Source organism: Streptomyces sp. NBC_00448 (genome assembly GCF_036014115.1).
Taxonomy (GTDB): Bacteria; Actinomycetota; Actinomycetes; order Streptomycetales; family Streptomycetaceae; genus Actinacidiphila.
Genome location: NZ_CP107913.1, coordinates 5,464,784 through 5,490,781, shown reverse-complemented (window position 1 = coordinate 5,490,781; position 25,998 = coordinate 5,464,784). Strand labels below are relative to the sequence as shown.

The 25,998-nt window shown below is 72.2% G+C and carries 22 protein-coding genes and 1 pseudogene; 10 read left to right on the top strand and 13 right to left on the bottom strand.

Going from position 1 to position 25,998, the window contains the following annotated elements; all coding sequences use genetic code 11:
- Positions 1 to 70 precede the first annotated feature (70 nt).
- Both OG370_RS23470 and bldG read right to left on the bottom strand, forming a co-directional pair.
- Positions 71 to 490, bottom strand: a complete 420-nt coding sequence (locus tag OG370_RS23470) for an ATP-binding protein (RefSeq protein WP_328467399.1) — start codon at positions 488 to 490, stop codon at positions 71 to 73.
- An 80-nt stretch (positions 491 to 570) separates the two neighbouring features.
- Entirely contained in the window at positions 571 to 912 is a 342-nt protein-coding gene (bldG, locus tag OG370_RS23465) for an anti-sigma factor antagonist BldG (protein ID WP_031520166.1), read from the bottom strand.
- Positions 913 to 1,103: 191 nt separating this feature from the next.
- Between bldG and OG370_RS23460 the strand changes: the two genes are divergently transcribed.
- Positions 1,104 to 3,626, top strand: a complete 2,523-nt coding sequence (locus OG370_RS23460; protein ID WP_328467396.1) for a DEAD/DEAH box helicase — start codon at positions 1,104 to 1,106, stop codon at positions 3,624 to 3,626.
- A 104-nt stretch (positions 3,627 to 3,730) separates the two neighbouring features.
- On the opposite strand, the pseudogene OG370_RS23455 reads toward OG370_RS23460, so the two are convergent.
- From OG370_RS23455 to ssd, 7 genes and pseudogenes are all read right to left on the bottom strand, one after another.
- A pseudogene (locus OG370_RS23455) lies at positions 3,731 to 3,940 on the bottom strand (Rv3654c family TadE-like protein); the annotation flags it as partial.
- Positions 3,941 to 3,993: 53 nt separating this feature from the next.
- The gene (locus OG370_RS23450) at positions 3,994 to 4,395 is read right to left on the bottom strand and encodes a TadE family type IV pilus minor pilin (RefSeq protein WP_328467394.1); all 402 of its coding nucleotides are present in this window, start codon (positions 4,393 to 4,395) and stop codon (positions 3,994 to 3,996) included.
- On the bottom strand, positions 4,382 to 4,597 hold the full coding sequence (locus tag OG370_RS23445) for a DUF4244 domain-containing protein (RefSeq protein ID WP_328467392.1): 216 nt from the start codon (positions 4,595 to 4,597) through the stop codon (positions 4,382 to 4,384). Before OG370_RS23445 ends, OG370_RS23450 begins: the two co-directional genes overlap by 14 nt.
- 236 nt (positions 4,598 to 4,833) lie before the next feature.
- Positions 4,834 to 5,508, bottom strand: coding sequence for a type II secretion system F family protein (locus OG370_RS23440; protein ID WP_328467390.1), 675 nt, complete (start codon positions 5,506 to 5,508; stop codon positions 4,834 to 4,836).
- Positions 5,509 to 5,630: 122 nt separating this feature from the next.
- Entirely contained in the window at positions 5,631 to 6,398 is a 768-nt protein-coding gene (locus tag OG370_RS23435; RefSeq protein ID WP_328467388.1) for a type II secretion system F family protein, read from the bottom strand.
- 401 nt (positions 6,399 to 6,799) lie between these two features.
- A complete protein-coding gene (locus OG370_RS23430) occupies positions 6,800 to 7,954 on the bottom strand; it encodes a TadA family conjugal transfer-associated ATPase (protein WP_328467386.1) in 1,155 nt (384 codons plus the stop codon).
- Positions 7,951 to 9,069 (bottom strand): septum site-determining protein Ssd, encoded by a 1,119-nt coding sequence (gene ssd, locus OG370_RS23425; protein ID WP_328467384.1) that lies wholly within the window; start codon positions 9,067 to 9,069, stop codon positions 7,951 to 7,953. The genes OG370_RS23430 and ssd overlap by 4 nt, the downstream gene beginning before the upstream one ends.
- Positions 9,070 to 9,518: 449 nt before the next feature.
- Between ssd and OG370_RS23420 the strand changes: the two genes are divergently transcribed.
- Positions 9,519 to 10,364, top strand: a complete 846-nt coding sequence (locus OG370_RS23420) for an HAD family hydrolase (RefSeq protein ID WP_328467382.1) — start codon at positions 9,519 to 9,521, stop codon at positions 10,362 to 10,364.
- A 362-nt stretch (positions 10,365 to 10,726) separates the two neighbouring features.
- Here the strand turns inward: OG370_RS23420 and OG370_RS23415 are convergent, their stop codons facing one another.
- Positions 10,727 to 11,584, bottom strand: a complete 858-nt coding sequence (locus OG370_RS23415) for an oxidoreductase (RefSeq protein ID WP_328467380.1) — start codon at positions 11,582 to 11,584, stop codon at positions 10,727 to 10,729.
- A gap of 105 nt (positions 11,585 to 11,689) precedes the next feature.
- Here OG370_RS23415 and OG370_RS23410 point away from each other — a divergent pair, with 105 nt between their 5' ends.
- The 7 genes from OG370_RS23410 (at position 11,690) to OG370_RS23380 (ending at position 21,792) form a co-directional block, all read left to right on the top strand.
- On the top strand, positions 11,690 to 12,691 hold the full coding sequence (locus tag OG370_RS23410; protein ID WP_328467378.1) for an ATP-binding protein: 1,002 nt from the start codon (positions 11,690 to 11,692) through the stop codon (positions 12,689 to 12,691).
- Positions 12,692 to 12,898: 207 nt separating this feature from the next.
- Entirely contained in the window at positions 12,899 to 15,178 is a 2,280-nt protein-coding gene (locus OG370_RS23405; protein ID WP_328467376.1) for a bifunctional SulP family inorganic anion transporter/carbonic anhydrase, read from the top strand.
- Between the two features lie 87 nt (positions 15,179 to 15,265).
- Positions 15,266 to 17,224, top strand: coding sequence for an acetate--CoA ligase (acs, locus tag OG370_RS23400; protein ID WP_328467374.1), 1,959 nt, complete (start codon positions 15,266 to 15,268; stop codon positions 17,222 to 17,224).
- 234 nt (positions 17,225 to 17,458) lie between these two features.
- Positions 17,459 to 18,550: an IS110 family transposase gene (locus tag OG370_RS23395; protein ID WP_328474340.1), complete on the top strand. Its 1,092-nt coding sequence runs from the start codon at positions 17,459 to 17,461 to the stop codon at positions 18,548 to 18,550.
- A 266-nt stretch (positions 18,551 to 18,816) separates the two neighbouring features.
- Positions 18,817 to 20,214, top strand: coding sequence for a Na+/H+ antiporter NhaA (gene nhaA, locus OG370_RS23390; protein ID WP_328474338.1), 1,398 nt, complete (start codon positions 18,817 to 18,819; stop codon positions 20,212 to 20,214).
- A gap of 80 nt (positions 20,215 to 20,294) precedes the next feature.
- Complete coding sequence (locus tag OG370_RS23385; protein ID WP_328467372.1) at positions 20,295 to 20,771, top strand: phage holin family protein; 477 nt, start codon at positions 20,295 to 20,297, stop codon at positions 20,769 to 20,771.
- A 13-nt stretch (positions 20,772 to 20,784) separates the two neighbouring features.
- Complete coding sequence (locus tag OG370_RS23380) at positions 20,785 to 21,792, top strand: alpha/beta fold hydrolase (protein WP_328467370.1); 1,008 nt, start codon at positions 20,785 to 20,787, stop codon at positions 21,790 to 21,792.
- Positions 21,793 to 22,110: 318 nt separating this feature from the next.
- Here OG370_RS23380 and OG370_RS23375 read toward each other — a convergent pair whose 3' ends face one another.
- The 3 genes from OG370_RS23375 to nth all read right to left on the bottom strand — a co-directional run bounded on the left by OG370_RS23375 (position 22,111) and on the right by nth (position 24,899).
- Positions 22,111 to 23,310 (bottom strand): MarP family serine protease, encoded by a 1,200-nt coding sequence (locus tag OG370_RS23375; protein WP_328467368.1) that lies wholly within the window; start codon positions 23,308 to 23,310, stop codon positions 22,111 to 22,113.
- A 111-nt stretch (positions 23,311 to 23,421) separates the two neighbouring features.
- Entirely contained in the window at positions 23,422 to 24,105 is a 684-nt protein-coding gene (locus OG370_RS23370) for an NUDIX hydrolase (RefSeq protein WP_328467366.1), read from the bottom strand.
- Positions 24,102 to 24,899 (bottom strand): endonuclease III, encoded by a 798-nt coding sequence (nth, locus tag OG370_RS23365; RefSeq protein ID WP_328467364.1) that lies wholly within the window; start codon positions 24,897 to 24,899, stop codon positions 24,102 to 24,104. Before nth ends, OG370_RS23370 begins: the two co-directional genes overlap by 4 nt.
- A 293-nt stretch (positions 24,900 to 25,192) precedes the next feature.
- Between nth and OG370_RS23360 the strand changes: the two genes are divergently transcribed.
- Complete coding sequence (locus OG370_RS23360) at positions 25,193 to 25,867, top strand: Crp/Fnr family transcriptional regulator (RefSeq protein ID WP_103890795.1); 675 nt, start codon at positions 25,193 to 25,195, stop codon at positions 25,865 to 25,867.
- Positions 25,868 to 25,998: the final 131 nt, after the last annotated feature.

Below are 25,998 nucleotides of genomic sequence, written 5' to 3'. Positions count from 1 at the left end.
TCGATCTACGAGAGCCGCGTTTTCGATCTACGGGACAGGGCGCGGCCACTGATCCATATGGAGGACAGGGCTAGACGGAGACCGTCGGCCAGGTCATCCGGATCACTCCGCCGCGCTCGCCGTCGATCACCTCGACGTCGTCGACCAGGCCGCTGATGACGGCCAGGCCCATCTCGCCCTCGTCCTCGGCAGCGTCGTCGGTGGGCGGGCCGTCGGTGTGGCCGCCACCGGTCGCGTTGCCGGGAACCTCGTCGACGACCTCGATGGAGAACTTCTTCTCGTCCTCGTTGAGCAGCACACGCACCGGCTCTTCGACGCCGTTGTTGCGGTGCAGGCCGACGGCGCGGCTGCACGCCTCGCCGACCGCCAGCCGGACCTCGTCCAGGGACGCCTCGTCCACCCCCGCTCGGCGCGCCACCTGAGCAGCCACGAGCCGTGCGGTGCGCACATGCTCGGGCTGGGCGCTGAAGAGCAGTTCTACGGTGGGCATGGGGCTCCCCCTCCGGTCCTGTGGTTGGGCATCACAGGGGCCCGGACGGCGGTCCGCCCGGTGCCCCTCTCGGACGAACGTCAGTCGGTCGCCGCGACAGCCTCGTCGACCGAGGTGTGAATGGGGAACACCTTGGTCAGACCGGTGATTCGGAAAATCTTCAGAATCCGCTCCTGGTTGCACACCAGACGCAACGATCCTTCGTGCGCACGTACCCGCTTGAGCCCACCGACGAGCACACCCAGGCCGGTCGAGTCGAGGAAGTCGACTCCCTCCATGTCCACGACGAGGTGGTAACTCCCGTCGTTCACGAGCTCCACGAGCTGCTCACGCAGCTTGGGCGCGGTGTACACATCAATCTCGCCGCCGACCTCGACGATCGTGCGATCGCCGACGGTTCGGGTCGACAGGGACAGGTCCACTGATCCTCCAGCACCTTGCATCGACGCGGCGCCCCCCTGGGGCCTCCACCGAAACGTTAACGGTAGTGGCGACTCCTCCACCGACAGGTGGGGGAAGGAGTTGGGCCGCGATGGCATTCAATCACTTCGCGGTGGGCCCGCACGACGCCTTACTGCGATTGTCCGTCATGCCGGTGACACACTGAGTGCCGATGGCCCAGGATCAACTTCCGCAGTCGGCGCACGGCCGCCCGTCCCCACGGACCGCTTTGGAGCGGCTCTCCGCGGGGGCAGACCGCGCCGTACGCATCACCCATACGGAGCACCTGCCCCCGCGGGTCGGCCGTCATGCATCTTGGCCGGAGGGCATCCGTCCGGAGGTCGTCGACGCGATCCGCGCCGCCGGGATCGACCGTCCGTGGGAGCACCAGGCGCTCGCCGCCGGGCACGCGCTGCGCGGCGAGTCGGTGGTCGTGGCGACCGGCACCGCCTCCGGCAAGTCGCTGGCGTATCTGGCGCCGGTGCTCAGCGCGCTGCTGCCGGAGCAGCGGGGGTCCGACGACGCTGGGGCGCCAGGGGCTCCGGACGGGCCGGCGGGGGCCCCTGGCGCGCAGGTGCCCGGGGCGGACGGCGGACGGCCCGGACAGGCCGTGAGGGCCGTACGTGGCGGTACGGTCGCAGCGCGACGGGCCGGGGCGGGCGCGGCGGGGGCGCGCGGGCCCACCGCGCTCTACCTCGCGCCCACCAAAGCGCTCGCCGCCGACCAGCGCCGCGCGGTCAGTGCCCTCGCGGCCCCGCTCGGCACCGCGGTCCGCCCCGCCGTCTACGACGGCGACACCCCGTTCGAGGAACGCGAATGGGTCCGCCGGCACGGCACCTACGTGCTGACCAACCCCGACATGCTGCACCGCGGCATCCTGCCCGGGCACGCCCGCTGGTCCTCCTTCCTGCGCGGTCTGCGCTACGTCGTCATCGACGAGTGCCACACCTACCGCGGCGTCTTCGGCTCCCATGTCGCCCAGGTGCTGCGCCGCCTGCGGCGGATCTGCGCCCGCTACGGCGCCGAGCCGGTCTTCCTGCTCGCCTCCGCCACCGCGGCCGAACCGGCCCAGGCCGCCACCCGCCTGACCGGCGTGCCCGTCGTCGAGGTCACCGAGGACACCTCGCCGCGCGGCGAACTCGCCTTCGCGCTGTGGGAGCCGCCGCTGACCGAACTGTCGGGCGAGCACGGCGCCCCGGTCCGCCGCACCGCCACCGCGGAGTGCGCCGAACTCCTGACCGACCTCGTCCTCCAAGGCGTACGAACCGTCGCCTTCGTCCGCTCTCGGCGCAGCGCGGAACTCGTCGCCCTCATCGCCCAGGAGCGGCTCGCCGAGATCGACGCCTCCCTCCCGCAGCGCGTCGCCGCCTACCGCGGCGGATACCTGCCCGAGGAGCGCCGCGCCCTGGAGCGCGACCTGCATTCCGGACGGCTGCTCGGCCTGGCGTCCACCTCCGCCCTCGAACTCGGCGTGGACGTCTCCGGCCTCGACGCCGTCCTGCTGGCCGGCTACCCGGGCACCCGCGCCTCGCTGTGGCAGCAGGCCGGGCGGGCCGGGCGCACGGCCCAGGGCGCGCTCGCGGTCATGGTCGGCCGCGACGACCCGCTGGACACGTATCTCGTCCACCACCCCGAGGCGATCTTCGAACGGCCCGTCGAATCCACCGTCCTCGACCCGGACAACCCGTACGTCCTCGCGCCCCACCTGTGTGCGGCCGCCGCCGAACTGCCGCTGACCGATGACGACCTGGCGCTGTTCGGGCCCGAAGCCGCCGACCTGGTACCGCAGTTGGAGAAGCGCGGGCTGCTGCGCCGCCGGGCCAACGGCTGGTACTGGACCCGACGGGAGCGGGCCGCGGACCTCACCGACATCCGCGGGGAGGGCGGCGCCCCGATCCAGGTCGTCGAGGCGGGCACCGGGCGCTTGCTGGGCACCGTGGACGCGTCCTCGGCCCACACCACCGTCCACGAGGGCGCCGTCCACCTCCACCAGGGCCGCACCTACCTCGTGCGGCACCTGGACCTCGACGACTCCGTCGCCCTGGTCGAGCGCGCCGACCCGCCCTTCTCCACCATGGCCCGCGACACCACCGACGTCCGCGTGCTGTCGACCGACGTCGAGGAGCCCTGGGGCGATGCCCGCATCCACTTCGGCTCCGTCGAGGTCACCCACCAGGTGGTCTCCTACCTGCGCCGCCGGCTGCTGACCGGCGAGATCCTCGGCGAGTCCAAACTCGACCTCCCTCCTCGTACCCTGCGCACCCGGGCGGTCTGGTGGACCGTCACCGACGCCCAACTCGACGCCGCCGGCATCCATCCCGAGGAACTGCCCGGCGCCCTGCACGCCGCCGAGCACGCCTCCATCGGCCTCCTCCCGCTCTTCGCCACCTGCGACCGCTGGGACATCGGTGGCGTGTCCATACCGCTGCACGCCGACACGGGCCTGCCCACCGTCTTCGTCTACGACGGCCACCCGGGCGGTGCGGGCTTCGCCGAGCGCGCCTTCCGCACCGCCCGCAGCTGGCTCGCCGCCACACGCGAGGCCATCTCCTCCTGCGAGTGCGACCACGGCTGCCCCTCCTGCGTGCAGTCGCCCAAGTGCGGCAACGGCAACGACCCGCTCGACAAAGCCGCCGCCGTCCGTCTCCTGGACTGCCTGCTCGCTTCCGGCCAGGCCCCGCGACCGCAGTCGTAGCCCGCACCCAGGCCCGCCGGTCGAGCCGAGCCGTCCTCGGGGACCCGCACCGACCCCGACGCCGGCCCCGCCCGCGACCTCACCCGCGCTCCCCCGACCTCGGCGACGACCTCGGACACCTCCCCCGACACCGCACACCCGCGCAGCACCGATCCCTGGGCGGCCGCCACCCGCTCGGCCAGCCCGCACGCCACCGCCTCACCGTCGAGCGCATGGTCCGCCGCGGCCAGAGCGGCCAGGTCCGCGGCTCCGCCCGCCCGATGCCTGGCGACCACCGCCCGCCCCATCAGCGCCACACCCGCGAAGATCGCCATCAAGACCGCCATCAGCCCCAGCGACCACACCGTTGCCGACCCCCGGTCCCGCCTCACGGCCCACCACCCCCCACCGTCTCCTCGTCCAACGCGGCCGCCTCCGCCGTCAACGTGACCGGAAACCGCGGCCGCCCCACCGTCACCCGCACCCTCACCAACCCCCCGCCCCGGCGCACCCTCACCTCCGCTCCCTCCGGCGCTGCCGCGCGGCTGACCCGCACCACATCCCCCCCGCCTTCCCCCCGCGCAGCAGCGCGCGCCCCGGCCCTGGCGGCGTCCACGCAGCGGATCTGCGCGGCCGCCGCCATCAGCCCCCACACCAGCAGCCCCGCCAGCGCCACCAGCGTCGGGATCACCACGGCCGCCTCCGCCGTGACGTAGCCCCGGTCCCCGCGGCGCACCGGTCCGGCCCGCTCGGGCCGAACGGCCCTCCTCAACGGCTCAGAACGGCGCATGGAGTGCCTTCTCGATCACCGAGGTCATCGCCGTCCGCACCGGCCCGCTCGTCACGATCTTGTAGAGCACTGCCGCGAACCCGCAGGCCGCGATCGTGCCCACCGCGTACTCCGCGGTGCTCATCCCCGCGTCGGCCGCGGCCCGGCACCGCCGGACCCGTCCGGCCCACCAGCACGCCACCCGCTCTGTCTTCTTCCGCATCGCCATTTCCGTTCTCCTCCTGGTTTCCTGTGTTTTCTGCCGGCCCCGCATCCGATGCCACTGCCCGCGTCACCGGTGCCGCTGCCGTCCATCGACTCGCCGGCCCGGGCCGCGTCACGTGCTCGCGTGTGCGGCGGCTCGCGGCCTCGGGCCGTGCCGGGCTCCCGCGTTTCCCTGCTGTTCCCATCGGCGCGGCCGGCCGGGCGGGGCACGGCAGGCCGTCGATCGCCACCTCCTCATCCGCTCATCGGGCCGCCCAGCACCGCCCCGGCCAGCCCCATCACCACCGGGGCGACACCCACCAGCAGGAAGGCCGGGAGGAAGCACACGCCCAGCGGCGCGGTCGCCAGCACCGCCGCCTTGCGGGCCCGGGCGAGCGCCGAACGCCCCTGCTCGGCGCGGTAGTCCGCGGCCAGCCGCGCCATTTCGGCCACCGGTGCGCTGCCCGTCGTCGACGCCCTCGCCAGGCAACGGCCCATCGCCCTCGCCGCGGGCAACCGCCCGAACCTGCCCCAGCACTCCGACGGCTCCCCGCCGAGCCGCAACTCCGCCTCCGCCCGCAGCAGCGCGGCCCCCAACGGCCCGTCCAGGCACCGCCCCACCGCCCCCGCCGCCTCCCCGGGCGTGGCGCCCGCCGCCAGGCAGGCCGCCATCAGGTCGGCGCACAGCGGCAGTTCGGCCGGATCAGGTTCCGCGCCGGCCGCCCGCTCGACGGCGGGAGGCCGACGCCGGGCGAGCGCCACCCTCGTTCCGGCCCCGATCACGATCCCGGCCAGAACGCCCGCGACGCCGCCCACAAGCACCACCGCCCCCAGCGCCGGCGCGACCACCGGCAGCCAGGTCCGCCCGGCACGGCGCGCCCTTGCCCGCCACGCCCGGTGGGCCCTCGCCGGCCGCGCTCCCTGCAGCACGCGGCGCAGCCTGCGCACACCGCCATGCCTCCGCTCCCTCGTCGCCATCGCTCCCACCGCCCCGGCACACACTGCCGCCACGACGGCCGCCGCCGTCCCCAGGCTGTGGACAGACCCGCCGCTCATGGCCGGCCCCCTTCCGCAGCCGACTCACGCGCCGCCCGGGCGAACCGCGTTCCCGCCCCGCCCGGCTCAGGGCCGCGCGGATCGCTCTCCGCGCCACGGGGCGGGCCGCCTTCGGCCGCCCGGATGATGTGCGCCGTCCAGGCCAGACCGGCCCACTCCAGGAACGCGCCCGCGACCAGGCAGGCCAGCCCGGCGGGTGTGTGCAGCAGCACCCCCGCCGGGTCTGCGCCCAGCGCCGTACCCAGCACCAGCCCGAAGACGGGGAGCAGCGCCAACAGCACCGACGTGGAGCGCGGGCCCGCCAACTGGGCACGCAGGTCATCGCGTTGGTCCGACTCGGCGCGCAGCGCGGCGGCGACCCGGTCCAGCGCCGCGGCCAGCCCCGCACCGCCGTCCACCGCGACCTGCCAGCACGCGGCCACCGCGGCGAGCCCCTGTGCGCCCGGCCCGACGCGCGCCGCCGTGCGCAGCGCTCGTGGCACGTCCCCGCCGAACCGGGCGGCGGACAGCAGCAGGCCCGAGATCCGGCCCAGTTCGGGCGAGCCGGGCCATCCAGCCGACTGCACCGCGTCCGCGAGCGCGGCGTGCGGTGGCCGTCCTGCCCGCAGATCACCCGCCAGGGTGCCGCACAGCGCGCTCACGGCGGCCGCGGTCCGTTCGGCCGCCGCCCGCTCGACGCGGCCTCGCAAAGCGCCCCGCACCAACGGCATCGCGACCATTCCCGCGACCATCGGCACCACCGACCAGGTGATCGCCGCGAGCACCGCGCCGGCGGGCAGGCACAGCCACTCGGGCCCGCCACCGCTCTGCCGCGCTCCGATGGTCCCCGGCGCTCGGCGCCCGACATCGCTGCCTGGATCTCCACGCCCGCCCGGACGCCTGGCACGCCACCCACCAAGGAGCACTCGGCCCGGCCGCCGACGCCTGCCCGGGCCTCGGCCGCCGATCCGCACCCGGCTGCCGGCGACCACGCGACTCCACCACGCCTGCCCTCGCCCAACACCGTCTGGAGCGGGCGCAGGACGGGCTTGTGGGCCCTTCAGAAGGCCGCACGCCCGGCGCTTGCGTCCGTGTCGCTGCAGGGCCGTCCAGGCGGGCAGACAGGCCATCAGCAGCGCGGCCCACAGCGCGACGGCGGGAGTCACCGCCGCAGAGGTCGCCGCGCTCATGACGCACCCGCCGAGCACAGGTCCGTCAGGCGCCGCCAGCCCGGGCCGCGTTCGGCACCGCCCCCGGTGTGCCGGACCAGCGCGGGAACGGTGCCGACCAGCCCGTCCGGGCGTCGGCTCAAGACATGGATCTCGGCCACTCTGCGGCGGCCCTCACCGTCCCGCACCAGGTGGACGACGGCCGACAGCGCGGCGGCCAACTGGCTGTGCAGCGCGGCCCGGTCCAGGCCGGCGGTCGAACCGAGCGCCTCCAAACGTGCGGGCACATCCGCCGCGGCGTTCGCGTGAACGGTGCCGCACCCGCCCTCGTGGCCGGTGTTGAGGGCACCCAGGAGGTCGAGCACCTCGGCGCCGCGGACCTCGCCGACCACGAGCCGGTCGGGCCGCATCCTCAGCGCCTGCCGCACCAGGTCCCGCAGCGTGACCTGCCCGGCGCCCTCCTGGTTGGCGGGCCGGGTCTCCAACCGGACGACGTGCGGGTGGTCCGGGCGCAGTTCGGCCGAGTCCTCGGCGAGGACGATCCGGGCCGCTGGGTCGACCAGGCCGAGCAGGCAGCTGAGCAGGGTGGTCTTCCCCGAGCCCGTGCCGCCGCTGATCATGAACGACAGCCGCGCGTCGAGCATCGCGCGCAGCAGCGCGGCGGTCTCCTCGTCGAGCGTGCCGGCCGCGACGAGTTCGGTGAGCGTGAAGGCGCGGGCTCTCACGACACGCAGGGACAGGCAGGGCGAGCCGACCACGACGGGCGGCAGCACCGCGTGCAGCCTTGTGCCGTCCGGCAGGCGGGCGTCGACCCAGGGCCGCGCGTCATCGAGGCGGCGGCCGGCGGTCGTGGCCAGCCGCTGCGCGAGGCGGCGCACCGCGGCTGTGTCGGTGAACCGGATCGGGCTGCGTTCGAGACCGCGGCCCCGGTCGATCCAGACCTGGTCGGGTGCGTTGACGAGGATGTCGGTGACGTCGGGGTCTGCCAGCAGGGGTTCCAGCGGGCCCGCGCCGACCAGTTCGGAACGCAACGCGGCGACCACGTCGAGCACTTCGGAGTCCCCGATCAGGCGTCCTTGGGCGCGCAGCGCGGCGGCGACGCGGGCCGGGGTGGGTTCGCCGCCGTGTTCGGCGAGGTGGAGCCGGACCGCGTCCAGCAGTGCGGCGCTCATGCCGCCACGCACCCGGTCGCCGCGAGCGCCTGCCCGAGGAAGGCGCCGCTGAAGCGTGCGAGGGGACCGCGGGTGGCGGAACCCGGTGGTGCGCCGCCGGACAGCGGGTCGGCCAGCGCGGGTTCCGGCGCCAGTTCCCCGGCGAGCGGCAGGCCGACCAGCCGGGCGATCTCGGCGCCGTCCAGGCCGGAACCGAACGGGCCGCGGGCGACCACCCGCAGGTCGTCGATTTCCTGGGCGAAGGCCGCGGCCACCCTGCATCCCGCGGCCACCGCGCGGAGTTCGGCGGGCACCACCAGCAGTCCCACGTCCACTTGGCCGAGCGTCTCGGCGACGGTGTCATCCACCTTGCGCGGCAGGTCGACGACGACCACCCCGCCCCGCCGCCTGGCGGCGCCCAGCACCGACCGCATCGCCTGGGGCGGAATGAGCACGGACTGCCCGCGGTCCCAGCTCAGCACGCTGAGCGAGCCGAGCCGGGGCAGCGATTCCTCCAGCACTCCGCTGTTGACCCGGCCGCGGGAGTCGGCGAGGTCGGGCCAGCGCAGCCCTCCCGTGCGCTCCGCGCCGAGCAGGATGTCCAGGCCGCCGCCGAGCGGGTCTCCGTCGACGAGCATGGCGCGCAGGCCGGTGCGGGCGGCGGTGACCGCGAGGCCGCAGGCCAGGGTGCTGGCACCGGCGCCGCCGCGCCCGCCGACCACGCCGATGGTCAGGGCCGGACCGCCGCTGCCCTCGGCGACGTCTGCGAGGCGGTCCACCAGCCATGTCTCGGCGGCCGGCAGGAACAGGACATGGTCGGCCCCGACCGCGACGGCCCGGCGCCACGCTTCGGAGTCGGCCGAGTCGGTGCCGCCGCGTCCGACCAGCAGAACGCCCTTGCGCCGCCCGCAGCCGCGGGCCCTTCCGGATGCTTCCACTCCGACCAGGACAAGTGGTGCGTTGTCCCAACTCACCGCGCGCGGGGGCGCGGTGAAGACGACTTCCGGTTCTGTGCCGGCCGCGGCGCACAGTCTGAGCAGATCGTCGAGGAGGCTTTCGTCCTCGGTCACAATGAGCGGTCCGCGGGCCGCTTCGGTAGCGCTGCGCGGTCGATCGGATGCGTTGGTCCGGGCCATTTCCCTGTCCCCTGTCGCTAGTCGTGCGAGCACGGTGTGCTTCGCCCGCGATCAGCTTGGGACAGGAAGTGGAATTGAGATGATCTTGGTCGGAATCTGTGGATAACTCGGCGATTGTGGATATCTTCGCCACCCGGACGGGTGAGTTCCACGAGATCTGCGAACGATTACCGAACGTCACGTGTCGTACACATAGAAACGCACACATGCGCGAAGGAGTGGGAGCAACATGAACATGCCGACTGGTGCCACAGCCCCGGGGTCGACCGCCCAAACGCATCCGGACATGCGACGACCCCCGCCGGGGGGGAGAGCGGGGGTCGTCCCCACGGTCCGACTCGGGGGGGGGAGGAGCCAGACCGGGTTAGCACGGTCGCGAACGATCCGTGACTTCCATGGTGTACCCGAAGGCACTCTCAGGCAAACCCACGCGCCGGACCTTAGGCCGAATGGTGGTTGCCTATGCTCGTCTCGTGGAAAACCACCTGCCCCCGCGCACTGCGGCGTTCTTCGATCTCGACAAGACCGTGATCGCCAAGTCCAGCACGCTCGCCTTCGGACGGTCCTTCTACCACGGCGGGCTCATCAACAGGCGAGCGGTATTGCGTACCGCATATGCCCAGTTCGTGTACCTCGTCGGCGGCGCAGATCACGACCAGATGGAAGGTATGCGCAAATACCTCTCTGATCTGTGCCGCGGCTGGAATGTGCAGCAGGTCCGGGAGATCGTCGCCGAGACCCTGCACGACCTGATCGACCCGATCATCTACGACGAGGCCGCCTCACTGATCGAGGAGCACCACGCGGCAGGCCGCGATGTGGTGATCGTCAGCGCCTCGGGGTCCGAAGTCGTCGAGCCGATCGGGGAGATGCTGGGCGCCGACCACGTCGTGGCCACCCGGATGGTGGTAGCCGACGGCGCGTACAACGGGGAGATCGAGCACTACGTCTACGGTCAGGCGAAAGCCGAAGCCATCACCCGGCTGGCGGAGTCCGAAGGCTACGACTTGCAACGGTCCTTCGCCTACAGCGATTCGGCTACGGACATCCCCATGCTGGAATCGGTCGGCCACCCGTACGCGGTCAACCCCGACCGGGCACTGCGCAAGGAGGCCGCCGCCCGGGACTGGCCGATCCTCACCTTCAGCCGCCCGGTGCGCCTGAAGCAGCGCATCCAGTCACTGTCGATGCCGCCTCGCCCGGTTCTGGCCGCGGCCGCGATCGGCGCCGCCGCCGCCACCGCCGGGCTGGTGTGGCTCGCGGCGCGCCGGCGCCGTCCACTGTCGGCGTCCTGACCACACCGATGGGGCCACTGGGGCCACAGCGACCCGAGGTGGCAGAAAGTCAAGCGAAATGTCCCGATTGGCGGCAAAAGTAAAAAGTGCAGCCAGGGGTTCCGCTACCTGCCGGTCGGGAGTACAAAAGAGTTAGCGGCCCGCGAGACCACGGAGTTCCGAGAGGAAGACCGCAGTTCAGCAGTTGGCCCCACGGACCGAGCACGAAAACCGGGCACCCACGCGTAGCCGACCCGCCAACCGGGCCAGCCGCACCAGGCAGCGGGCAAAGTGCCCGCCCTGATCGGCACCATTCGAGCACGCACTGGTAACTCGGCGGACGTGTCGAGCGGCGGCACCCGCGGGTGTCGCCGCATTTTCGTTCAGGCCGCGCCGCGCTGCAGCGCCTCGCAGACCGCGACGCTCTCGCGTACCCCGAGTTCGAGCGCCCGCCCGCAGTGGGCGATCCACTCGGACATCCCCTCCGGCGTACCGGAGGCGTATCCCTCCAGCGCCTTGAGGTATCCGGCCAGGCCCAGTTCCGCGTGGCCGACCTCGGCGGGGCAGATGGATTTGGGGTCCAGCCCGCTGCCGACCAGGACGATCCGCTCGGCGGCGCGGGCCACCGGGCCGTTGAACGAGCCGAAGGGGCGCAGGCAGAGCAACTCGCCGTGCACGACCGCGCTCACCACCAGTGCGGGCGCCGCGGAGCCTGACCGCAGCAGTCCGACCAGCCCGTCGAGCCGCGCCGCGACCTCGGACGGCTCGGGCAGCGGGATCTGCTCGAACCCGGCCGTCTCGTCGACCACCGGCTCGCCGCTCAGCCGCGGCCGCCCGACCGTGGGCTCCTCGGCGGCCCCGCCGGCCGCGACCAGGTGCAGCCGGGCCAGTGCCTGGACCGGCGACTGCCGCCACACGCTGAGGAGTTGTCCTGCCTCGGCGGTCACCCGCAGCGCGGCCCCGACCGTTCGTGACTGGTCGTCGGCCGAGAAGTCGCTGCGGCGGCGCACCTCTTCCAGCGGCCAGTCGGCGCCGGCGAGCGCCGCGGAAGCCCGGGCGCCGCGCAGGGCGGCCTCCGACGCGACCTCGCCGGCCCGTCGGCGCATGACCCGGTGACCGTAGACCCGATCCACGGCCTGCCGCACGGACTCCACCGCGTCGGGCACACCCGGCAGCGCGGCGAGTACGACCAGCGGGTCCGCCTGCCCGGGAGCGGGAGAAGGAGCAGCGTTCGTAGCCATGTCCCCGACCCTACGCACCGCTCGCAGCCCGGAAAGACCACGATCGAGTGGCCTTGCCCACTCCCCGTCAGTTCTCCCCCGGAGACACCCCTACGCTCAGTGAACATGAAGATCGCTTTCGTTGGGAAGGGCGGCAGCGGCAAGACGACGCTGTCCTCCCTGTTCATCCGCCATCTCGCCGCCGCCCGCGTCCCCGTCGTCGCGATCGACGCGGACATCAACCAGCACCTCGGCCCCGCGCTCGGGCTCGACGAGGACGACGCGGCGGCGCTTCCCTCTCTCGGCGCGCACCTGCCGGAGATCAAGGAGCACCTGCGCGGCTCCAACCCGCTCATCGCCTCGGCCGACAGCATGATCAAGACCACCCCGCCCGGGCGCGGCTCCCGCCTGCTGCGGTTGCGCGGGGACAACCCGGTCTATACGGCGTGCGCCCGCCCGCTCGTGTTCGGCCCCGACGCCGGCAGTGCACGGCTGATGGTCACCGGCCCCTTCACCGAGTCCGACCTCGGCGTGGCCTGCTACCACTCGAAGGTCGGGGCGGTCGAGCTGTGCCTGAACCACCTGGTGGACGGCCGCGACGAGTACCTGGTGGTCGACATGACCGCCGGCAGCGACTCCTTCGCCTCGGGCCTGTTCACCCGGTTCGACCTGACCTTCCTGGTGGCGGAGCCGACCCGCAAGGGCGTCGCGGTCTACCGGCAGTACAAGGAGTACGCCCGCGACTTCGGCGTGGGCCTGGTCGTGATCGGCAACAAGGTGCACGGCGAGGACGACCTCGCCTTCCTGCGGGCCGAGGTCGGAGACGACCTGCTGGTCACCGTCGGGCACTCGGACTGGGTACGGGCGATGGAGAAGGGCGGCCCGCCCCGATTCGAACAGCTGGAAGAGCCGAACCGCCAGGCCCTGCGCGTCATGCACGAGCGCGCCGACCGCTCGTACCAGGCCCGCGACTGGGACCGCTACACCCAGCAGATGGCGCACTTCCACCGGAAGAACGCGGAGAGTTGGGGCAACGCCAGGACCGGCGCCGACCTCGCTGCCCAGATCGACCCGGACTTCACGCTCAGCGAGGACCTGATCGAAGCGCCCGCCGCGCTCGCGCACTGACCCACGGGGTCCGCTCGGGTCCACCTCGCCCCTGCGGCGCGACGGCCCGTCACCTCGATCAACCGCGACCACCACCAGCACCAGTTCACTCGAAAGACGGAAATAGCACACGGATTCGGATTCTGGACTTCACTCTCCGCAGTCGTTCCATTACTCTCCATTTACAGATGCTTGAGAGTGTCAAGGGAATGAAGGAGTGGGGAGCCCATGAGATGCCATCGGTCCGATCTGTCCGCGTCGATCACCGTCTTCCTGATCGCCGTGCCCCTGTCGCTCGGCATCGCGCTGGCGACCGGCGCCCCGTTGCAGTCCGGCCTGGTCGCCGCGGCGGTCGGCGGCATCGTCGCCGGACTGCTGGGCGGGGCGCCGCTGCAGGTCAGCGGCGGCGCCACCAGCCTGGTCGTGATCACCGCGGGCCTCGTCGAGCGCTACGGCTGGCGGGCCACCTGCGCGATCACCGTGCTGGCCGGTCTGGCGCAACTGCTGCTCGGCGGGCTGCGGGTGGCCAGAGCCGCGCTCGCGGTCAGCCCGGCCATCGTGCACGGCATGCTCGCCGGCATCGGCACGGTCATCGCCGTCGGGCAACTGCATGTCGTGCTCGGCGGCAGCCCGCAGATCTCCGCGCTCGCCAACATCGCGGCGCTGCCGGATCAGTTGATGCACAGTCACCCCATCACCCCGGTCATCGGCGCGGTCACCGTGGGCGTGCTGCTCGGATGGCCGCGGCTGCGCGGCCGGGCCCGGGCGTTGCGCGCCGTCCCGGCACCACTCGCGGCGGTCGCCCTGGCCACCGCGGTGAGCGCCGCATGGTCGGTGCCGCGGGTCGATCTGCCGCGCCTGACCGCGCCTGGCCTGCCGGTCATCCCCGGCGGCCCGGTCTCCGCGCTCGTCGCGGCCGTCCTGACCGTCACCCTGGTGGCGAGCATGGAGTCGCTGCTGTCGGCCGTCGCGGTGGACGCCCTGCAGGCACGGCGCCCGGGACCGCATGCTCCCCCGGCCCGCCTCGACCGCGAACTGCTCGGCCAGGGTGCGGCCAATGTCGTGTCCGGGCTGCTCGGCGGACTGCCGGTGGCGGGCGGCGCGATGCGTGGCTCCGCCAACGTCGAGGCGGGGGCCCGCACCCGGCGGGCCACGGTGCTGCACGGTGTTTGGGTGCTGCTGTGCGCGGGGCTCGCGGCCGGCGTCCTGGAGCAGATCCCGCTCGCGGCGCTCGCCGCACTGGTGATGCTGGTCGGCGTACGCATGGTCAGCTTCGCCCACATCCGGCACATTCAAAGGCATCGCGAGTTCCCGGTGTACGCGGTGACCCTCGGCACCGTGGTGGTCTTCGGGGTGCTCCAGGGAGTGGCCGCGGGCATCGCGATCGCCGTCGTCCTCGCACTGCGCAACCTCACCCACACGCGGGTCACCGTCACCGAAGAAGCGACGTGCCACCGGGTCCGCGCCCGCGGGCAACTGACATTCCTGGCGGTGCCGCGGCTGACCAAGGCGTTCGCCGAGGTGCCGGAGCGGGCGAGTGTCGTGGTGGAACTGGACGGCTCGTTCATGGACCACGCCGCCTACGAGGCACTGAGCGCGTGGTGCGCGCGGCACCGCTCACGCGGTGGCCGGGTCGTCCTGGGCGACGGCTCCGGACGGACCGTCAGCGAGACGGTCAGCGCGCACGTCTGCCGCCCCTGGACGCCCTGGCACAACCACCACTGCACCCGCCCCGCGGCCATCCCGGCCACCAGCGGCGGCCAACTGCTCGGCGGGGTCAGCAACTTCCAGCGCCACACCGCCCCGCTCGTGCGCGACGAACTCGCCAGACTCGCCCGCGAAGGCCAGCGCCCCGGTCAGCTCTTCCTGACCTGCGCCGACTCCCGGCTGGTCACCAGCATGATCACCTCAAGCGGCCCGGGCGACCTGTTCACCGTCCGCAACGTGGGCAACATGGTGCCGCCGCCCGGTTCCGACGAGTCCTGCGACTCGGTGGCCGCCGCCGTGGAGTACGCGGTCGACGTCCTGCGGGTCTCCAGCATCACCGTGTGCGGGCACTCCGGGTGCGGCGCGATGCAGGCACTCCTCGGCTCCGACCACGAACCGGGCGCCCGGACCCCGCTGGCCAGATGGCTGCGGCACGGCCGACCGAGTCTGGCCCGGCTCAATGCCATTGCCGCCGTGGACCAAAACAACGGCTCCACAGCCGGCCACGCCGCCGTCCCCACCTTCGCAGGCCGCCCGGCGGCCGACGACCAGGAGAGCCTCGCACTGGTCAACGTCACCACCCAGCTGGAGCACCTGACGGCCCATCCGTGCGTGGCCCGCCGGATCGCCGACGGCACCCTCCAACTGCACGGCATGTACTTCCACGTCGCCGAGGCGCAGGCGTACATCCTCGACCACACCACCGGGGTGTTCGCACCGATCCGGCCGGAGGCCGGCACGCCTCGGCAGCAGGACGAGGACCCAGGCGCATCAGCAGTCACTCTCATCACAAAGGTCTAAACCAGTTCACCGGAGGCTCTTGTCAGGGTGCTCCAGGACTGATGAGGTAGTGGCGGGACATCTGGGACACCCTGACAAGGAGCTGGCGTGAGCAGCAACGAGAGCCTGGCCAACCTGCTGAAGGAGGAGCGGCGGTTTGCTCCCCCGAAAGAACTGGCCGCTGCGGCCAATGTCACCGCGGCCGCGTACGAGCAGGCCAAGGCCGACCGGCTGGGCTTCTGGGCCGAGCAGGCCCGCCGTCTGACCTGGGAGACCGAGCCCACCCAGACACTTGACTGGTCGAACCCGCCGTTCGCGAAATGGTTCGCGGACGGACGGCTGAACGTCGCCTACAACTGCGTGGACCGCCACGTCGAAGCCGGCCACGGCGACCGCGTCGCCATCCACTTCGAGGGCGAGCCGGGCGACAGCCGCGCGATCACGTACGCGGAGCTGAAGGACGAGGTGTCCCGCGCCGCCAATGCCCTGACGGAACTCGGCGTGCGCAAGGGCGACCGCGTCGCGGTCTACCTGCCGATGATCCCCGAGGCCGTGGTCGCGATGCTCGCCTGCGCCCGGATCGGCGCAGCGCACTCGGTGGTCTTCGGCGGCTTCTCGGCCGACGCCGTCGCCTCCCGCATCGACGACGCCGACGCGAAGCTGGTCATCACCGCCGACGGCGGCTACCGCCGGGGCAAGCCGTCCGCGCTCAAGCCCGCCATCGACGACGCGGTGTCCCGCACCCCGCAGGTCGAGCACGTCCTGGTGGTCCGCCGCACCGGCCAGGACGTGGAGTGGACTTCGGGCCGCGACGTGTGGTGGCACGAGATCCTCGGTCGCCAGTCCACCGAGCACACCCCCGAGGCGTTCGAGGCCGAGCAGCCGCTGTTCATCCTCTACACCTCGGGCACCACCGGTAAGCCGAAGGGCATCCTGCACACCTCCGGCGGCTACCTCACCCAGGCCAGCTACACCCACCACGCCGTCTTCGACCTCAAGCCGGAGACCGACGTCTACTGGTGCACCGCGGACATCGGCTGGGTCACCGGCCACTCGTACATCGTCTACGGCCCGCTCGCCAACGGCGCCACCCAGGTGATCTACGAGGGCACGCCCGACACCCCGCACCAGGGCCGGTTCTGGGAGATCGTGCAGAAGTACGGCGTCAGCATCCTCTACACCGCGCCGACGGCGATCCGCACGTTCATGAAGTGGGGCGACGACATCCCCGCGAACTTCGACCTGAGCAGCCTGCGCGTCCTGGGCAGCGTCGGCGAACCGATCAACCCCGAGGCGTGGATCTGGTACCGCGAGCACATCGGCGCCGGCAAGACGCCGATCGTGGACACCTGGTGGCAGACCGAGACCGGCGCCATGATGATCAGCCCGCTGCCCGGCGTCACCGAGACCAAGCCCGGCTCCGCGCAGACCCCGCTGCCCGGCATCGCGGCCACCGTCGTGGACGACGAGGCGAACGAAGTGCCCAACGGCTCCGGCGGCTATCTGGTCCTCACCGAGCCCTGGCCGTCGATGCTCCGCACCATCTGGGGCGACGACCAGCGCTACATCGACACCTACTGGTCCCGCTTCCCCGGCCGCTACTTCGCGGGCGACGGCGCGAAGAAGGACGAGGACGGCGACATCTGGCTGCTCGGCCGGGTCGACGACGTGATGCTGGTCTCCGGCCACAACATCTCCACCACCGAGGTCGAGTCCGCGCTCGTCTCGCACCCCAAGGTCGCCGAGTCCGCCGTGGTCGGCGCCGCCGACGCGACCACCGGGCAGGCCATCGTCGCGTTCGTGATCCTGCGTGGCACCGCCGAGGACAGCGCCGAACTCGTCGGCGAGCTGCGCGACCACGTCGGCAAGACACTCGGCCCGATCGCCAAGCCCAAGCGCATCCTGATCGTCTCCGAGCTGCCCAAGACCCGCTCCGGCAAGATCATGCGCCGCCTGCTGCGCGACGTCGCGGAGAACCGCGCGCTGGGCGACGTCACCACCCTCACCGACTCCTCCGTCATGGACCTGATCCAGACCAAGCTGCCCTCCGCCCCCAGCGAGGACTGACAGTGAGGATGTGACGTGTCTTCTCCGCCGGGTCTGACTCACGGACTGACCGACGCCGAATGGCTGTCCTTTAGCGGATATGTCGGCCCGTGCGGAGGAGGCATTGCACGCGACCGGACGGGTGTCCGTGACCTTATAGGAGCTTGGTCAAGAAGCCCCGCCACTGTCTTGTCCGCCCGCCCGGCCGGCGCGTGCCGCCCCACCGGGATCAGCGAGAGGACGGCAGTGACCAGCATGACGGACCAGGCCCTGGAAGTCACAAGCGGCGTCGACACCCATGGCGAGACCCATCACGCGGCGGTGATCGACCGCATCGGCCGCCACCTGGCCGACCGGGAGTTTCCCGCGACCGGGAGTGGATACCGCCAACTCCTGGCCTGGATCGGGTCGTTCGGAACGGTGACTGCCGTCGGGGTGGAGGGCACCGGCGCCTACGGCGCCGAGCTGGCTCGCACTCTGCGACGCGCGGGGTTGAAGGTGGTCGAGGTCGACCGGCCCGATCGCAAGACGCGGCGGATGAAGGGCAAGTCCGATCCGATCGACGCCTACGCCGCGGCCGAGGCGGTCGTTTCAGGCCGGGCCACGGGCACGCCGAAGACCCGGGACGGCATCGTCGAGGCGGTCCGCACGCTACGCGTGGTGCGTCGCTCGGCGGTGAAGTCCCGAACGCAGGCGGTCAACCAGGCCCGTCAGCTGCTGGTCACCGCACCGGAGAGACTGCGGGCCCAGTTCCGCGGCCTGCCGGTAGCAGCCCTGGCCAAAGCATGTGCCCGTCTCCGGCCGGGTGCGGACCTTGCCGATCCCGAGCAGGCGGCCAAAGCTGCCCTGCGCCGTCTGGGCAGGCGCGTCCTGGCTCTGACCGAGGAGATCGACGGGCTGGAAGCCGAGCTCACGGCCCTGACCACCCAGGCCGCCTCCGAACTGCTGGCGCTCAAAGGCGTCGGCTCGGATGTGGCCGGTCAGCTCCTGGCCACCGCCGGTGACAACCCTGGCCGGCTGAACTCCGAGGCGGCCTTCGCTCACCTCTGCGGCGTCGCGCCCATACCGGCCTCATCCGGACGCAGGGACCGCCACCGACTCAACCGCGGCGGCGACCGCGCCGCCAATCACGCCCTGCACACCATCGTGCTCAGCCGCATGCGCTGGGACGAACGCACCCGCGCCTACGTCGAGCGACGCACCACCGAAGGACTCGCGAAGAAGGACATCATGCGCTGCCTGAAACGCCACGTCGCCCGCGAGGTCTACCGCGTCCTCATGCGGTCGATCCGCACCACCGACACCAGCCACGACACCACTCAAAGCGACCTCACTGAAGCCGCTTGACATCCATAGGAGCATCCGGGCCCCGTAAGAGCCTTCAGGACATAGGAACCGTCACGACGTAAGAGCCGCCACGACGAGGGGCGCCCGCACTCCAGCAGTGCGGGCGCCCCTCGTCGTGGTCCCCCTCGCCCCTTCACCTGTCCGGGTTAAGCTGACCCCGCGTCGCCGCACCATGGCGACGAGACTTATGGGCGCGCCGGGAAGTCTGGTCGGCACACAGGACAACTGTGTCCACAGCCGGCTACGACGCCCAGGAGGCCACCCCCGTGACCGAGCAGCCGCGCCGCCGCTCCTCAGTCCTCTTCGGCCGTCTCCCGCTGCCCGAACGGAACTTCGTCGCCGACGCCCTGCGCACCGAGACCGTCGGCGGCATCCTGCTGCTGCTCGCCGCCGTCATCGCCCTCATCTGGGCGAACACCCTCCACCACAGCTACGAGTCCACCGCGCACTTCCACTTCGGCCCGTCCGCGCTCGGCCTCCACCTGTCCGTCGCGCACTGGTCGGCGGACGGCCTGCTCGCCGTCTTCTTCTTCGTCGCCGGCATCGAACTCAAACGCGAACTCGTCGCGGGCGAACTGCGCGAACCGGCCAAGGCCGCGCTCCCCGTCATCGCCGCCCTGTGCGGCATGGCCGCGCCCGCGGTCGTGTACACCGTGGTGGCCGCCGCGGGCGGCGGCTCGCTCAAGGGCTGGGCGGTGCCCACCGCCACCGACATCGCCTTCGCACTCGCCGTCCTCGCCGTGCTCGGCACCGCACTGCCCTCGGCACTGCGCGCGTTCCTGCTCACCCTCGCCGTCGTCGACGACCTCTTCGCGATCCTGATCATCGCGATCTTCTTCACCTCCGGCCTCAACTACGCGGCCCTGGCCGGCGCGGCAGCGTGCCTGGTGCTGTTCTGGCTGCTGCAACGCGCCGGCGTGCACGGCTGGTACGTGTACGTCCCGCTCGCGCTCGTCACCTGGGCCTTGATGTACAACAGCGGCGTCCACGCCACGATTTCGGGCGTCGCCATGGGTCTGATGCTTCGCTGCACCCGCCAGGGCGACGAGCAGCACCCGCCGGCCGAGCGCGTCGAGCACCTGGTGCGGCCGCTGTCGGCGGGCCTGGCCGTACCCCTGTTCGCGCTGTTCGCAGCGGGCGTGTCGATCTCCGGCGGTGCGCTCGCCGACGTGTTCCACCGCCCGGAGACCCTCGGCGTCGTCCTCGGCCTGGTCTGCGGCAAGACCATCGGCGTGTTCGGCGGCACCTGGCTGGCAGTCCGCTTCACCCGCGCGGAGCTGAATCCGGACCTGCGCTGGCCGGACGTCCTCGCGCTCGCGACGCTCTCCGGCATCGGCTTCACCGTCTCCCTGCTGATCGGCGAACTCGCCTTCGCCGCCCACCCGAAGCTCGCCGACGAGGCCAAGGCCGCCGTGCTGGTCGGCTCGGTGATCGCGGCCGTGCTGGCCGCGGTCCTGCTCAAACTGCGCAACGACAGATACCGGAAGCTGACCACGGAGGAGGAGCGGGACGACGACGGGGACGGCATCCCCGACATCTACGAGCAGGACCAACCCGCTTACCACATGCGGATGGCCGAGATCCTGGAGCGCCAGGCCGCCGAGCACCGCAGGCTCGCCGCGCTCGCCCGGCGGCGGCAGGCGGGCGGCCCTGACGACACGTAAGGCATGATCGGGGGCAGACATTCCCTTGTCCGGACCACACCACCCGCGAGCGAAGCGGTGCGACGACCACGGAGGACTCGATGAGCCCAGCCTCGAACGGTGACGAGCGCAGCCTCGGCGAGCTGTTCTCCGCCGCCACGACGGAGCTGTCCGCCCTGGTGCACGACGAGATCGCGCTGGCCAAGACCGAGATCCGGCAGGACGTGAAGCGCGCCACGATCGGCAGCGGCGCGCTGATCGTGGCGCTGGCGCTCTGCCTGTTCGCGGTACCCATGGGCTGCATGGCACTGGCGTACGTCATCCACCGCACCGGACTGCCGCTCGACGCGTCGTTCGGCATCGTGTGCGGCGCCTTCGTGGTCCTCGGCGTGCTGCTCGCCGCACTGGCGTACAGCCGGTTCAAGAAGGTGAAGAAGCCGGAGCGCTCCATCGCCTCGGCCAAGGAGACCGCCGCGGTGCTGCAGAAGGCCAAGCCGCGCCCGCGCGAGCTCGGTCCGCAGGACGCCAAGCCGCTGGGCGCCACCGTCGCGGCTCCCGCGCTCGAATCGAAGATGTGACACGCTCGTCACCATGAACCTCCCCGCCGGCTCGCCCAGCCAGCCCAACCGGCCCGTCCCGGTGCCGGACGCGACGGACCGGAGCGGGCCGGTCGGCGCGGAGCTCGGCCGAGGTGGCCAGGTGCCCCGCCTCGACGGACCCTGGACCCACCGCGAGGTGGCCGCGAACGGCGCCCGCTTCCACATCGCCGAGGCCGGCGACGGCCCGCTGGTGCTCTTGCTGCACGGCTTCCCGCAGTTCTGGTGGGCCTGGCGGCACCAGCTCACCGCGCTCGCCGACGCGGGCTTCCGCGCGGTCGCGATGGACCTGCGCGGGGTCGGCGGCAGCGACCGTACGCCCCGCGGCTACGACCCCGGCAACCTGGCACTCGACGTGACCGGGGTGATCCGCTCGCTCGGCGAGCCCGACGCCGCGCTGGTCGGCCACGACCTGGGCGGATACCTGGCCTGGACCGCCGCCGCGATGCGGCCGAAGCTGGTACGTCGGCTGGCCGTCTGCTCGATGCCGCACCCACGACGCTGGCGGGCCGCGATGCTCACCGACCTGCGGCAGAGCAGGTCGGGCGGCTACATCTGGGGCTTCCAGCGCCCTTGGGTGCCCGAGCGGCAGCTCGTCGCCGACGACGCGGCACTGGTCGGCCAGATGATCCGGGACTGGTCGGGACCGCGGCCGCTGGACGAGGAGTCGATCGACGTCTACCGCGAGGCCATGCAGATCCCGTCCACGGCGCACTGCGCGGTCGAGCCCTACCGCTGGATGGTGCGGTCGATGGCCCGGCCGGACGGCCTCCAGTTCAACCGCCGGATGAAGCGCCCGGTGCGCGTGCCCACCCTGCAGATGCACGGCTCGCTCGACCGGGCGGTCGGCACCAGGAGCGTGGCAGGCAGCGGGGAGTATGTGGAGGCGCCCTACCGCTGGCGGCTCTTCGACGGCCTCGGGCACTTCCCGCACGAGGAGGACCCGGTGGCCTTCTCGACCGAGCTGGTCAACTGGCTCAAGGACCCGGAACCGGACCGCTGAACCGGCGCGATACGGCCGCACTACGGCCACATTGCGACAGTACGATGATCGCCAAAATGCCGGGCGCATAAGCCAATCGGACGACCCGAGGGCGATTACCGACCTATCGGCGCGGGCACGTAGCTCCGTATGGGTTCGACGCACGACTACCGTGACGTATCACGCACTCACCGCAGCTTCGCAGCCGCCGACCGGGTCCCGATGACGCTGATCCCCACGGGGGCCGGCCGTCTCGGCATCCCCCGCATACTCGGCCGCCGGGCCCGCTGGGTCAGCGCTCGGCTGCGCCATGTGAAGGAATGAGACCGCGGGTCCCCGTCACAGCGCGCACCCCTCGGTGTCCACTTGCCGGTTCGCGGTACGCCCGGCCGTGACGTCCGGGGCCACCTCGGCGGCGGTCAGCGCGTAACCGGTGTGCGAGTCGTCCAGGGACTTCGCGAAGACCACCCCGGCGACCTCGCCGTCGGTGGTCAGCAGCGGACCGCCCGAGTTCCCCGCCCGGACCGTCGCGTACAGCGAGTACACGTCGCGGTGCACGGTGCCGCGGTGGTAGATGTCCGGCCCGCTGGCCTTGATGCGGTCCCGAATCCGGGCGGCGCGCACGTCGAAGGGGCCGTTCTCGGGGAAGCCCGCCACGATGGCGTCGTCGCGGCTCTGCTCGCTCGTGGTGGCGAAGTGGAGCGCGGGCGCGTCCAGCCCGGGCACGTCGAGGACGGCGATGTCGCGCTGCCAGTCGTAGAGGACCACGCGGGCGTCGTGCAGCCGGCCCTTGCCGCCGACCTGCACGGTGGGCTCGGAGACGCCGCCGACGACGTGCGCGTTGGTCATCACCCGGTCCTTGGCGAAGACGAAGCCCGAGCCCTCCAGCACCTTCCCGCAGCTCGGGGCGGTGCCGACGACCTTGACGATGCTGGGGCGGGCGTCGGCCACCGCGGGGCTGCCGACCAGCGCGGGGTCGGGGGCGGGTACCGAGGTGATCGGCTCTGAGCCGAACGTGCCGAAGACCTGCGGCAGGCCGTTCTGCGCCAGGGTGTCGCTGAAGTCGGTGAACCAGGTGTCGGCCGACGGCGGCATCACCCGGGACACCCCGATCAGCACCTTCGACGACCGCACCTCGCGCCCTATCGTCGGCAGCGTCGTGGTCGCCAGCGCGCTGCCGATCAGCCACGCCACCAGCAGCATCGCCAGCACGTTGACCAGGGCGCCGCCGCCTGCGTCCAGGGTTCTGGCCGGGGACCAGGTGATGCGGGTGCGCGCCTTGTTGCCCAGGTGCGTGGTGAACGCCTGCCCCACCGACGCGCACACGATCACGATCACGACCGCGGACATCACCGCGGCCGAGCCCGGGGTCGCATGGTCCGTCGCCTTGTCCCACAGCAGCGGCAGCAGGTAGACGGCGGCCAGGCCGCCGCCGAGGAAGCCGATCACCGACATGACGCCGACGACGAAGCCCTGCCGGTAGCCGATCACGGCGAACCACACGGCGGCGAGGATGAGCAGGATGTCCAGCACGTTCACGGGGAACACGGTCTCACGTCGGCCTGAGCGCGTGGGGCGGTACGGCCCCGCCGGTCCGATCGGCGCACACGGACGGGCCCGGCGGCCATGCGGTGGAGATACGGTCCGCCGCTAGGCCAGCGGCACGGTGCGCTCCCGGTCCCAGGGCCGCTCCCAGCCCGCGTAGTGCAGCAACTTGTCGATCAGGCCGGCGGTGAAGCCCCACACCAGGGCGCCCTGGACGAGGAAGGCCGGGCCGCGGAAACCGCTGGGGTGCACGAGAGTCGCACGGTTGGCCGGATCGGTGAGATCCGTCACGGGAACCCGGAAGGCGCGAGCGGTCTCCGCGGGGTCGACCGCGCGGATCGGGCTCGGCTCGCGCCACCAGCCCAGCACCGGAGTGACCACGAAACCGCTCACCGGGATATAGAGCCGCGGCAGGACGCCGAAGAGCTGCACGCCCGCCGGGTCGAGGCCGGTCTCCTCCTCGGCCTCGCGCAGCGCCGCCCGCAGCGGGCCCTCGCCGTCCGGGTCGCCGTCCTCGGGGTCGAGCGCGCCGCCCGGGAAGGACGGCTGGCCCGCGTGCGAACGAAGCGCCGCGGAACGCTCGATGAGCAGCAGGTCGGGTCCCTGATCGCCCTCGCCGAACAGCACGAGCACGGCCGACTGCCGCCCCCCGCCGTCGGGCGGCAGGAAACTGCTGAGCTGCTCGGGCCGCACGCTGCCGACGGCGTCGACCACGGGCTCCAGCCACTGCGGCAGCCCGCCGGCGCTGACGTCCACCTTCGACGCGCCGGCCTCCCAGGACCGCGTCATGAGGCGCCCAGCGGGGGCGCGGGCTGCCCCGGGTAGTCCGGCGGCGGGTTCAGCCGCTGCCCGGGGAAGCCGCCCTTCTCGTACTTCAGCAGCTTCTTCGCCTTCTCCGGGTCCATCTCGCCCTCGCCGTACGACGGGCAAAGCGCGGCGATCGGGCACACCCCGCAGGCGGGCTTGCGGGCGTGGCACATCCGGCGGCCGTGGAAGACGACGCGGTGCGACAGCATCGTCCAGTCCGACTTGGGGAAGAGCGCGGCCACATCCCGCTCGACCTCCTCGGGGTCCTGCGAGGTGGTCCAGCCGAAGCGGCGCGAGAGCCGGCCGAAGTGGGTGTCGACCGTGATGCCGGGCACCCCGAACGCGTTGCCCAGCACCACGTTCGCGGTCTTGCGGCCGACGCCGGGCAGCTTCACCAGGTCGGCCAGGCGGCCGGGCACCTCGCCGCCGAACTCGTCCCGCAGCGCGGCGGACAGGCCCAGCACGGACCTCGTCTTGGCCCGGAAGAAGCCGGTCGGCCGCAGGATCTGCTCCAGGTCCGCCGGGTCGGCCGCCGCCATGTCCGCCGCCGTCGGGTACTTCGCGAACAGTGCGGGTGTCGTCTGATTGACCCGCAGGTCGGTGGTCTGCGCGGACAGCACCGTGGCGATCAGGAGCTGGAACGGGTTCTCGAAGTCCAGCTCCGGATGTGCGTACGGATACACCTCGGCGAGTTCGCGGTTGATCCGGCGGGCCCTGCGGACCTTCGCTACCTGGGACTCCGTTTTGGGGGCCTTGCCGACCTTGCTCTCTGCCATGTACGAAGGCTACGCCGAAGGTCCGACAGCGTGGGACCGGTCACACCGGTGCCTTCCGAGGTCGGCTCCGGTAGCGTGTTCGCTGACAGCGGAACACCCCGTGGTGGCCACTCATTCGGCCGCAGCGCCGCCCCTAACCACGGAATTCCGACCGCCAATCGGACCCCCGCGGCACGGCGCCGCGCACACATAAGACAAACTTGTGATTGATCGCACTGTTTCTCGTGTCATGCATCATGGGGACAGCCCGGCGGACAACCCGGTGATGTCGACAGTCGACAAGGAGAGAGCTCGTGGACGACGTTCTGCGCCGTGCCCCGCTTTTCGCGGCGCTCGACGACGAGCAGGCCGCTGAACTGCGTGCCTCCATGACCGAGGTCACGCTGGCGCGTGGCGACGCGCTGTTCCACGAGGGTGACCCCGGGGACCGGCTGTACGTCGTGACCGAGGGCAAGGTGAAACTGCACCGCACCTCGCCCGACGGCCGGGAGAACATGCTGGCCGTGGTGGGCCCCGGCGAGTTGATCGGCGAGCTGTCGCTCTTCGACCCCGGTCCGCGCACCGCCACCGGCACCGCGCTCACCGAGGTGAAGCTGCTCGGCCTGGGCCATGGCGACCTCCAGCCCTGGCTGAACGTACGGCCCGAGGTCTCCACCGCGCTGCTGCGCGCGGTCGCCCGGCGCCTGCGCCGCACCAACGACGTCATGTCCGACCTGGTCTTCTCCGACGTGCCCGGCCGTGTCGCCAAGGCCCTGCTGGACCTGTCCCGCCGCTTCGGCGTGCAGTCCGAAGAGGGCATCCACGTCGTGCACGACCTCACCCAGGAGGAGTTGGCGCAGCTCGTCGGCGCCTCCCGCGAGACCGTGAACAAGGCGCTCGCCGACTTCGCCGGCCGCGGCTGGCTGCGGCTGGAGGCTCGCGCGGTCATCCTCCTCGACGTGGAGCGGCTCGCGAAGCGCAGCCGGTAGCTGGTCGCTGGAAGCCGGTGACTGGCTTCCGGTAGCCGGTCTGCGGTCACGGCAGGCCCCAGGTGGGGCCGTCGCACTCGAGCCGGGATGCGGCTCGTGCCCGTCCCCGGTGGGGTCGCCCTTACCGTTCG